9 protein-coding genes are annotated in these 10,312 nt (G+C 60.3%); 8 read left to right on the forward strand and 1 reads right to left on the reverse strand.

Annotation, left to right across the window (positions count from 1 at the left end):
* Positions 1–32 precede the first annotated feature (32 nt).
* Complete coding sequence (locus tag Q1A44_RS16815; protein ID WP_299627584.1) at positions 33–1,298, forward strand: glutamate-5-semialdehyde dehydrogenase; 1,266 nt, start codon at positions 33–35, stop codon at positions 1,296–1,298.
* Here Q1A44_RS16815 and Q1A44_RS16820 read toward each other — a convergent pair.
* Positions 1,295–2,167, reverse strand: a complete 873-nt coding sequence (locus tag Q1A44_RS16820) for a hypothetical protein (RefSeq protein ID WP_299627586.1) — start codon at positions 2,165–2,167, stop codon at positions 1,295–1,297. The two genes, Q1A44_RS16815 and Q1A44_RS16820, sit on opposite strands and share 4 nt — an antisense overlap.
* Before the next feature lie 253 nt (positions 2,168–2,420).
* Here Q1A44_RS16820 and Q1A44_RS16825 point away from each other — a divergent pair, with 253 nt between their 5' ends.
* From Q1A44_RS16825 to Q1A44_RS16855, 7 genes are all read left to right on the forward strand, one after another.
* On the forward strand, positions 2,421–4,115 hold the full coding sequence (locus Q1A44_RS16825) for a BCCT family transporter (protein WP_299627588.1): 1,695 nt from the start codon (positions 2,421–2,423) through the stop codon (positions 4,113–4,115).
* Positions 4,116–4,219: 104 nt separating this feature from the next.
* Positions 4,220–4,606: a nuclear transport factor 2 family protein gene (locus Q1A44_RS16830; protein WP_299627590.1), complete on the forward strand. Its 387-nt coding sequence runs from the start codon at positions 4,220–4,222 to the stop codon at positions 4,604–4,606.
* A gap of 69 nt (positions 4,607–4,675) precedes the next feature.
* A complete protein-coding gene (locus Q1A44_RS16835; protein WP_299627758.1) occupies positions 4,676–5,899 on the forward strand; it encodes an aminotransferase class V-fold PLP-dependent enzyme in 1,224 nt (407 codons plus the stop codon).
* Between the two features lie 77 nt (positions 5,900–5,976).
* A complete protein-coding gene (locus Q1A44_RS16840) occupies positions 5,977–7,392 on the forward strand; it encodes a deoxyribodipyrimidine photo-lyase (protein ID WP_299627592.1) in 1,416 nt (471 codons plus the stop codon).
* A 78-nt stretch (positions 7,393–7,470) separates the two neighbouring features.
* On the forward strand, positions 7,471–8,679 hold the full coding sequence (locus Q1A44_RS16845; RefSeq protein ID WP_299627594.1) for a cyclopropane-fatty-acyl-phospholipid synthase family protein: 1,209 nt from the start codon (positions 7,471–7,473) through the stop codon (positions 8,677–8,679).
* Positions 8,680–8,709: 30 nt separating this feature from the next.
* Positions 8,710–9,150 (forward strand): TrgA family protein, encoded by a 441-nt coding sequence (locus Q1A44_RS16850; protein WP_299627596.1) that lies wholly within the window; start codon positions 8,710–8,712, stop codon positions 9,148–9,150.
* A gap of 4 nt (positions 9,151–9,154) precedes the next feature.
* On the forward strand, positions 9,155–10,270 hold the full coding sequence (locus Q1A44_RS16855) for an NUDIX domain-containing protein (protein ID WP_299627598.1): 1,116 nt from the start codon (positions 9,155–9,157) through the stop codon (positions 10,268–10,270).
* The last annotated feature ends 42 nt before the right edge of the window (positions 10,271–10,312 follow it).

Genomic DNA, 10,312 nt, shown 5'->3' on the forward strand with positions numbered 1-10,312 from the left:
AAAGACGCTCCGCCGATCACAGGACCTGACCGATGAAAGATTTTGCTGATATTCCCGCCCTCATGGCCGACATCGGCCAGCGTGCCAAAGCGGCGGCTGCGACGCTTGCCTTTGCCAGCGCCGAGCGCAAGTACGCCGCCCTCATCAGCGCTGCCGAGCATGTCTGGGCCACCCGTGCCGAGATCATCGCCGCCAACGCCAAGGACATGGACTATGGCCGCGAAAAAGGCCTGTCGGACGCGATGATGGATCGCCTGCTGCTGACCGAGGACCGCATCCAGAGCATCGTGGACGGGTTGCGCGCGGTGGCCGAACAGGCCGATCCCGTGGGCGAGGTTCTGGCCGATTGGACCCAGCCCACCGGCCTGAACATCCAGCGGGTGCGCACGCCCTTGGGCGTGGTTGGCGTGATCTATGAGAGCCGCCCCAATGTGACGGCGGATGCGGGCGCGCTGTGCCTCAAGGCCGGCAATGCGGTGATTTTGCGTGGCGGCTCTGAAGGGTTCAACTCGTCCCGCGCGATCCATGCCGCCCTGCAACAGGGGTTGCGCGATGCCAGCCTGCCTGAGGATGCGGTGCAACTGGTGCCCACGCGCGACCGGGCGGCGGTCAGCGAAATGCTGACCATGACGGATACGATTGATGTGATTGTGCCCCGGGGCGGCAAGGGCCTTGTGGGTCTGGTTCAGCGTGAGGCCCGCGTGCCCGTTTTTGCCCATCTTGAGGGGATCGTGCACATCTATATCGATAAGGATGCGGACCCTGAAAAAGTGCTGAAGGTCGTGCTGAACGCCAAAACGCGGCGCACCGGGATTTGTGGCGCTGCCGAGTGTCTGCTGATCCATGAGGACGTGGCAGGCATTATCGGTCAGGGCGTTGTTCGCGCGCTGATGGATGCGGGGGTGCATGTGCATGCGGATGTGGGATTGCAGACCATCGACGGTGTGCTGGCCGCCACGGATCAGGACTGGGGCAAGGAATATCTGGATATGGAGATTGCGGCGCGCATCGTGCCCGATCTGGATGCCGCGATGGCGCATATTCGCACCTATGGCTCGAACCACACTGATTGCATCCTGACCGAGGATGCGGCGACGGCCACTCGCTTCCTCACCGAACTGGACAGTGCGATCCTGATGCACAACGCTTCGACCCAGTTTGCGGATGGGGGCGAGTTCGGCATGGGCGCCGAGATCGGGATTGCCACCGGCAAGATGCATGCGCGTGGACCGGTGGGGGCGGCACAATTGACCAGCTTCAAATATCTGGTGCGCGGTAACGGGACAGTGCGGGCCTAGTGCCCGTTGGCCAGATTGGAATCGATCAGTTGCTCCAGCACGTCCAGACGGGGCACGTAGACCGCACTGCCGACGTCCTTGTCAGATACGAAACGGATCGCGAAGCCCTGAAAGAACGCGTCGAATTGGTCCAAGAGCGCTAGCGAAACCTTGAACGATCCGTCGGCGCCGGTCACAGTTCCACCATTGGCAGGCGGGCATGTCGCGTCGGTGTCATAGTTGCCACCACGTGCGACCGTGTTGTCGGTGTAGCAATGGGTTTTTTGCCGGGCCAAATATTGTGAGGCCGTCCAGGAGTCTTTGAAGAATGGTGTGTAGGGGGTTTGCCGGTTCAACCCGTAGGCATAGTAGTTTTCGTTGTCCTCGATGTTGTGAATGACCGTGTCGGCCCGCACCCAACGCCCCGAGCTGAGAGGGTTGGGGCGCAGACGCAAATCAACATATAGATAGGATTGTTCGCGACCCAACTGGTACAGACACGCGCCATAGTCGGCGCGCGTTTCGCCCCGGTCGTCGGCACTGCAATACCTGTTCAACAGGTCATTGATGTTGTCGGCAAAGCGGACCTCCTGATCAAAGGCGTCTGCGTAGCGTTCAAAAAAGAAGGTGCGCGCGGTGGCGGCCGTCGGCGGTGTTTCCATGAGCATGGTCGGCTGCACAGCCAGCATCAGCAAAGAGGCAGAGGCCCGTTCGCCCGGCAACCACTTGTCGCTCCGGTATTCGGCTTTCGAGAAATAGATATTTGTGTCGCCGACCCGTTTTATCGACACCTCCCATTCGCCCGCGGCGACGCTGTGCGGCACGAGCAATAGGGGCAGGCAGGCGATCAGCAGGGCAGCGGCGAGGCGGGACAGGATGAGGTGCTTCATGGCCTGATGGTGCCTGCTTGGGCTGCCTGTGTGCAAGGTGAAACGTAGGTGCGCGAAGCCGGTAGAGCAAGTTTCCCTTCAAATCCCAAAGTTTCCCCAATTCTGAAGAATCGCCTTTGGTTTTCACGACATGCCCCAAAACGACCGTCTGACCACCAATTTCGCCGTGAAAATGGGCAGTTTTCTGTTCGCAAAACCGCCCACTCGTGTTTTGGTGAGGCCCATAAAAACGAAAACAGGGAACAAAAACAAAATGTCCATTCAACCTCCTTTGACGGAGCTTCCGATCAAGACCGCAAATGCCGGTTTTTATCGGGGGTTCAGCGTCGACGTGACGGTGGTGAGTAAGATCATCATCAGCATTCTTGTCGTCTGGTGCATCTTTTGGCCGACACAATCGGGCCGCGTGCTGGGTGACCTCAACAGCATCATTCTGGCCAACTTTGCGGCCTGGTACATCTGGGTCGTGGCGTTCTTTATCATCGTTTGCCTCGGGCTCGCGTTGTGGCCCGCCGCCGGCAGGTTGAACCTGGGCCAGCCGGGCGAAGGGCCGGAGTTCTCGAACTTCTCCTGGTTCTCGATGATGTTTGGTGCCGGGATCGGTGTGGGTATGCTGACCTGGGCCGTGGCCGAGCCGGTTGCACATTTCGGGTCCAACCCCGAAACCATTCAGGGTCTGACCAATGGTGGCACCGCCGACAATGTGCGCATGGCCTATAAATGGTCCTTCCTGCATTGGGGTCTGGGTGCCTGGGCGTGCTATGCCGTTGCCGGTCTTGCCTTGGCCTTCTTCAGCTATCGTCGCGGTCTGCCGCTGACCATTCGGTCGTCCCTGACGCCGCTCTTTGGGGCGTCACTGTCGGGCAAACTGGGGCACCTGATCGACATCGTGGCCGTTGTTGCCACCATCCTGGGTGTGGCGCAGACGCTTGGCTTTGGTGTGGAGCAATTCGTGGCTGGTCTGACCCGGATCGGGATTGGCGGTCTAATGGACGCCGATGGCGGAGCCACATTCGTGGGCATCGTCGTTGCACTTTTGGCGATCATGGGGGCCTCGACGCTGTCGGCGCTGTCTGGCGTGGGCAAGGGCATCAAGTGGTTGTCGAACATCAACATGGTGCTTTCGATCTTCCTCTTGGGCTTTTTCATCCTGTTTGGGGCCACCTGGTTCGGCGCTACGGCCTTCTTTGTCGGCATCTGGGACTATCTGGTCGCATTGCCTTCGATGAGCTTGAACGTCTGGTCCTCGGACGGCGTCGAAGGGTCTGAGTCCTTTCTGCTGACGCAGTGGCAAGGCTGGTGGCCGGTGTTCTACTGGGCCTGGTGGATCGCATTCGCCCCCTTCGTGGGTCTGTTCCTGGCGCGCATTTCGCGCGGTCGGACCATCCGCGAGTTCGTGCTGGGTGCAATGATCGTGCCGTCGCTGATGTGCTTTGTCTGGTTCGCCTGGGCCGGTGGCACCGCCATCGATCTGGAACTGAACGGTGGGGCCGAAGGCGTCATCTTTGACGCGGCCAATGGCGACAAGATCTTTGCCATGACCACGTTCATGCTGGAGCCCATCGCACAGGCGCTGGCCTGGGGCATGGCCTTTCTGATCGTGGTGCTGCTGATGACCTTCCTTGTGACCTCTGCGGACTCTGCCGTTCTGATCGTGAACACGATCAACGCGGCTGGCGATGAAGGCCCCAAGGCGCGTCCTCACATTCTGTTCTGGGGTGCGGCGCTGGCGCTTGTGGTTGGCGGTCTGCTGATCTCGGGCGGGACTTCGGCCATTCAGACGGCCATGGTCATCGGCGCGTTGCCCTTCAGCCTTGTCATGGTGCTGATGTGCATTGCCCTGATCAAGGCGATCTACAACGACAGCAAGCGTGAAGCGGCAGGCGTACCTGCGGTTCACTCCGAAATTCCCGGTGCCACCGGGAACGGGCTGTCTGCAGCCGAGTAACGGCGCGGATCACTGCGACAAAGCAAAGCCCCGGTGCGCACGCGCCGGGGCTTTTTCCGTATCAGCGCATGGCCCTTGCCTTGGTTTTGCACCACACTGGGATCATGACGAGCGATCCGAACACTCCCGACCCCTTGTTGGCCGAATTGTGCGCCTGCGAGAGTGCAGTATGGGATGCGCTCGTGCGTGGTGACACGCAAGCGGACGCCGCCGCCTTGGATGACAGTTTTCTCGGGGTCTATGCAGACGGCTTTGCGGGCAAGGCGGAGCATGTGGGGCAGTTGGCATATGGCCCCGCGGTCGCGTCCTTTAACCTGACTGACATGCGGGCACGGCCCTTGGGGGACGGGCATGCCCTGTTGTCCTATCTGGCCGAATTTCAGCGCGTTAGCAGCACGCAGCCAGAGAAGATGTATGTCAGTTCGATCTGGAAACGGACCGGCGCAGGCTGGATCAACGTTTTCAGTCAGGATACCGCCGCGGCGGGCTAGGACGGCAATCGCCTTGCGTATGGGGGCCATTCCAATAGTCTCGGACCACAAAACATGAAGGCTCTTGATATGTCCCTCGACCTCGATTTTGTCCGTGCGCAGTTTCCTGCCTTTTCCGAGCCGTCCCTTCAGGGGCAGGCGTTTTTCGAGAATGCGGGCGGCAGCTATGTCTGCCAGCAGGTCATTGACCGGCTGACCCGGTTTTACACCCAGCGCAAGGTGCAGCCCTATGGGGCCGCTGCCGCGTCGCGTCTGGGGGGCGAAGAGATGGACGAGGCGCGCACCCGCTTGTCCGCCATTCTGGGTGTGGACGAGGACGAATTGAGCTTTGGCCCCTCGACCACCCAGAACACCTATGTTCTGGCGCAGGCCTTTGGCCAGATGTTGCAGCCCGGCGAGGCCATCATCGTCACCAATCAGGATCACGAGGCAAACACCGGTCCTTGGCGGCGTCTGTCCGATCGCGGCATTGACGTGCGCGAGTGGCAGATTGATCCGGGCACTGGTCATCTGGACCCCGCCGCCCTTGAGGATTTGTTGGATGAGAGCGTGCGTCTGGTTTGTTTTCCTCATTGTTCCAACGTCGTGGGCGAGATCAATCCGGTGACCGAGATCACGGCGCTGGCCCATGCCGCCGGTGCCTTTGTCTGCGTGGACGGTGTCAGCTATGCGCCGCACGGATTTCCCGATGTGGGCACACTTGGCCCCGACATTTACCTGTTTTCCGCCTACAAGACCTATGGGCCGCATCAGGGGTTGATGGTGATCCGGCGCGCCTTGGGCACGCTGCTGCCGAACCAGGGGCATTATTTCAACGCAGACAGCCTGTATAAGCGGTTTACGCCTGCCGGACCCGATCATGCGCAGATCGCGGCCTGTGCGGGCATGGCGGATTATGTGGATGCGCTTTATGCCCATGCGGTCGGGGGCGAAGCGGACGCGACAGGACGGGGCGCGGCAGTGCACGATCTGATGCGCGCCCGCGAGGAAGAGGCGCTGGACACGGTGCTGGCCTATGTCCGGGATCGCAATGATCTGCGTGTCTTGGGGCCGGTTGATGCGGCGCGCCGTGCGCCCACGGTCGCGCTGGATTTGGGTCGCGCGGCCGGGCCTGTGGCTGCAAGCCTCGCTGATCACGGGGTGATGGCAGGGGGTGGTGACTTCTATGCGGTGCGCGCCTTGCAGGCCATGGGCGTGGACCCTGCGCAAGGCGTATTGCGCCTCAGCTTTACCCACTACACCACTGACGCCGAGATCACCCAGTTGCTTGGCGCGCTGGATGCTGTGCTTTGACCTTTGGTCAACCATGTCTTTGGTGATCCGAAGGCAGGTTTGCCCCGTATGAGTAAACAAAAGCGTAAGGGCAGGGCGTGAGCAGCACACCGATCATTCTATGGTATCGTCGCGATTTGCGGCTGAGCGATCATGCGGCCCTGTCAGCGGCCTGCGAGACGGGCCGCCCCGTAATTCCCGTTGTGATCCGAGACAAGAGTATCGATGCCCTGGGTGCGGCCCCGAAATGGCGTTGGGGCCTGGGGGTCGAACATCTGGCCGAAACGCTGGCCGGTAAGGGCAGTCGGTTGATCCACCGGTCGGGCGATGCGCTGGACGTGTTGCAAGCGCTGATCCAGGAGACGGGGGCGGGGGCCGTGTATTGGTCGCGCCTTTACGATCCGGCGGCTGTTTCGCGTGACACGGAGGTGAAATCGGCCCTCAAGGCGCAGGATATCGACGCGCGCAGCTTTGGCGGCCATCTGATGTTCGAGCCCTGGACAGTCGAGACCAAGACCGGCGGTTACTACAAGGTCTACACCCCATTCTGGAACATGGTGAAGGGGCGGGATGTGGATGCGCCCCTTGGTACGCCGAGCGATCTACCTGCACCTGAGGCTTGGCCCGAGAGCGAGCACATTGCCGACTGGGCGCTTGATGCGGCGATGAATCGCGGGGCGGATGTGGTGCGCCCGTTTGTGCAATTGGGCGAACAGGCGGCGCAATCGCGCCTTGGCGCCTTCATGGCCCACAAAGTCGCCAGCTATGTGGCGGGCCGAGACATCCCGGGGCAGGACCGGACGTCGAACCTGTCGGAAAACCTCGCCCTTGGCGAGATCAGCCCCCACCAATGCTGGCATGCTGGCATGCGGGCGCTGAACGAGGGCAAACATGATGCCGAGGTCTTCCTCAAGGAGCTGGTCTGGCGCGAGTTTGCCTATCACCTGATACATCATACCCCTCGGATTTTGGACCAGAACTGGAAAGAGGGCTGGGACGCCTTTCCCTGGAACACCGAAGACACCGCCGAGGTCACCGCCTGGAAACAGGGGCGCACTGGCATTCAGTTTGTCGATGCCGCCATGCGTGAGATGTATGTGACGGGTCGGATGCACAACCGGGGCCGGATGATCGTGGCCAGCTATCTGACCAAGCACCTGATGAGCCATTGGAAGATCGGGCAGGCCTGGTTTGATCACTGCCTGATCGATTGGGACCCGGCGAGCAACGCGATGGGCTGGCAGTGGTCTGCTGGCTCCGGCCCTGATGCGACGCCTTACTTTCGCGTGTTCAACCCGGTCACGCAGCTCGATAAATTCGACAAGAACCGCGATTATGTCAGTCGTTGGATCGCCGAAGGACGGCGCAACCCGCATGATGACGCGCTCAAGTTCTTTGATGCCATCCCGCGGCACTGGAACCTGTCACCCGATGACACATATCCCGCACCGGTTGTGCCCGCAGACGAGGGCCGCAAACGGGCGCTAAGTGCTTATGAAAACCGAGAATTCTGAGACCCAAACACATCTGCGCAGTTGCACATGTGGATGTGTAAAGTTAGCTTTACACAAAATGCGAAACGGGGAGACCGCATGATCCTGACGACCACCGACGGCCAGACCGATCTGCCGCGCTATTTCACCCGTGTCTTTGGCATGGCGCAGGGGATGAACACGGGCCGTGTCGATTTTGTGCTGGAAGATGGGCGCACCTTTCGCGCCGAGGGGCCGAACCCGGGCCCTGTGGCCGAAGTGCACATCCACAACCCCGACCTCTTTGCCCGCCTGGTCCGCGAGGGTGACCTCGGCTTTTGCGACGCCTATCTGGATGAATGGTGGACGACGCCTGACCTGCAATCCTTTATGGATTGGGTCCATGCGGACAATGACAGCATTTATGACGGGTTTCCGGGTATGGGGCTGGTGCGCAATTTCGAAAAGTTCCGGTTCTGGCTGCAACGCAATCACCGTGAACAGGCGCGCAAGAATATCAGCTATCACTATGATCTGGGCAACGAATTCTACAAGCTCTGGCTCGACGATACGATGACCTATTCCAGTGCCCTGTTCGAGACAGGTCAGGAAAGCCACGAGGCCGCGCAGATTGCGAAATATGCCAGCATGGTGGACCAGATGGGCGCGCAGGAAGGTGACCATATCCTTGAGATCGGCTGTGGCTGGGGCGGTTTTGCAGAATATGCAGCGAAAGAGCGGGGCCTGAAGGTCACCGGCCTCACCATCAGTGAAGAGCAGTTTAAGTACGCCCAGGAACGCATTGAGAATGCGGGGCTTTCCGATATGGTGACTTTCAAGCTCCAGGACTACCGGGACGAACAGGGCGTCTATGACGGCATCGCAAGTATCGAGATGTTCGAGGCTGTGGGCCAAAAATACTGGCCGGTCTATTTCGACACCGTGCGCGAACGCCTCAAGCCCGGCAAGACTGCGACGCTTCAGATCATTACCGTTACGGACCGCCGTTGGAAGGTCTATCAACGCGGCGTCGATTTCATCCAGAAATACATCTTTCCGGGCGGGATGCTGCCCAGCCCCTCGGCCTTGCGGGCGCAGGTTACCAAGGCGGGACTGGCCGTGGAACGTTCCATCGAATTTGGCCAAAGTTACAATATCTCGCTGCGCCGCTGGCATGACACGTTCAACGAGAAATGGGATCAGATTGCCGAAATGGGCTTTGATGATCGGTTTCGCCGGATGTGGAATTTTTACCTCACCTCTTGCGCGGCGACCTTTGAAAGTGCCAACTGTGACGTAACCCAGATCACGATCAAACGCCCCGGATAGAGCCGGACCGACCAAAGAAGGACACCGCCGATGCCCAATGCAGCCAAACTTGTCGCGGCTGTTGGCATGGCAATCCTGGCCTTTTTCGTGTCAGGTCTGGTCATGGCCTTGTTTGAGGAAGACACCAATTTCGGCTGGTTCGTCCATGTGAATGTGGTGTTGGCCTTTTTCGTCGGCTGGCTGGTCATTGGCTCGCGTGCAGGTCGCGGCATGGTCTCGGCGGTGAATGTAGGGCTGACGGCGCCGGTCGTTTTGCTTTTCTGGGGCATTTTTGTGCAATCGTGTAACGAGATGGTCCGCATCGCGATGAAGAACCGCTATGACGGGGCCTTTGAAGCGCTTGTGGCCGTGTTCGAGATTGGGGCGAAATGGGCGCTGTTGTCGCTGACCCTGCCTGTTTGGGGCACGTTGTTGATCGGCGGCGTGATAATCGGCTTTGTAACAGAGCTGGCCTGGCGTCGCTGGCGGTAAACAAATGAAAAACTTGTTCTTTTATGGCACGCTGCGCCATATACCCTTGCTTGAGGTTGTGCTGGGCAAGACAGCGGCCACCTTGAACATCACCACCGCGACCTTGCCGGATCACGCCGTTATGGCGGTGGCCGAGGGGCCGTTTCCGATGATTGTGGAGGCCCCCGGTGTGGCGGCGCAGGGTATCTTGCTGTGCCAGTTGACCGAGGACGATATTGCGCGGCTGACTTACTATGAGGGCGGGTTTGATTATGATCTGCGTGCGGTGACTTTGGCCTCTGGCGAAGAGGCGGAGGTGTTTTTCCCGACGCACGGGGCCTGGACGGAAGACGGCCTGTGGGACTTGGAGGCGTGGATTGCCGCCTGGGGCGCGCCGAACCTTTATGCCGCGCGCGAGATCATGGACGGGTATGGTCGGATACCGGTGGCCGAAGTCACCCGTTGGCATGACCGCATCCGGGCGCGTGCCTGGTCGGCGCATCTGGCCCAAACGACTGGCCGCCATGGGGCGGGCACCCTGAATGGCCGGGTTGAAATTCTGGAACGTCTGAGGACCTATTCCAAGTTCTTTGCCCTGGACGACATTGTTTTGCGACACGAAACCTTTGACGGCGATATGACCGAAGCTTTGGAACGGGCGGTCTTTGTCTCGTCGGATGCGGCCATCGTGTTGCCTTATGATCCCGCGCGCGACCTTGTCTTGTTGGTGGAACAGGTGCGCCTGGGCCCACTGGCGCGCAACGACCCACACCTGTGGCAGTTTGAGCCTGTGGCGGGCTTGATTGACCCTGGCGAGACTTCGCAAGACGCGGCGCATCGCGAGGCATGGGAAGAGGCCCGCTTGCGCTTTGACGCGTTGGAAGCTGTGGGCCAGTGCTATGCCTCACCAGGAGCAGCGACGGATTTCTTTCACCTTTTTGTGGGGCTGTGCGATTTACCCGACGGGACAGCGGGCATCGGGGGCGAGGCCTGCGAGGGCGAAAACATCCGTAGCCACGTGATGCCCTTTGATCAGCTTATGGCGATGGCCGAGGCGCGCGAGACAGCGAATGCGCCACTGACCCTGTTGACCTACTGGCTGGCGCATCACCGGACACGGCTTAGACGCCTCGGCGCTTGAGGTCGGCGGGGCAGGCGGCTACACCGGATGTAACACTGCCAA

This window comes from uncultured Tateyamaria sp. (assembly GCF_947503705.1).
Classification (GTDB): Bacteria; Pseudomonadota; Alphaproteobacteria; order Rhodobacterales; family Rhodobacteraceae; genus Tateyamaria.

Bases quoted from the DNA above. Each gene is read 5' to 3' on its own strand.
- Q1A44_RS16815 (WP_299627584.1), top strand. From the start codon at position 33: ATGAAAGATTTTGCTGATATTCCCGCCCTCATGGCCGACATCGGCCAG.
- Q1A44_RS16820 (WP_299627586.1), bottom strand. From the start codon at position 2,167: ATGAAGCACCTCATCCTGTCCCGCCTCGCCGCTGCCCTGCTGATCGCC.
- Q1A44_RS16825 (WP_299627588.1), top strand. From the start codon at position 2,421: ATGTCCATTCAACCTCCTTTGACGGAGCTTCCGATCAAGACCGCAAAT.
- Q1A44_RS16830 (WP_299627590.1), top strand. From the start codon at position 4,220: ATGACGAGCGATCCGAACACTCCCGACCCCTTGTTGGCCGAATTGTGC.
- Q1A44_RS16835 (WP_299627758.1), top strand. From the start codon at position 4,676: ATGTCCCTCGACCTCGATTTTGTCCGTGCGCAGTTTCCTGCCTTTTCC.
- Q1A44_RS16845 (WP_299627594.1), top strand. From the start codon at position 7,471: ATGATCCTGACGACCACCGACGGCCAGACCGATCTGCCGCGCTATTTC.
- Q1A44_RS16850 (WP_299627596.1), top strand. From the start codon at position 8,710: ATGCCCAATGCAGCCAAACTTGTCGCGGCTGTTGGCATGGCAATCCTG.
- Q1A44_RS16855 (WP_299627598.1), top strand. From the start codon at position 9,155: ATGAAAAACTTGTTCTTTTATGGCACGCTGCGCCATATACCCTTGCTT.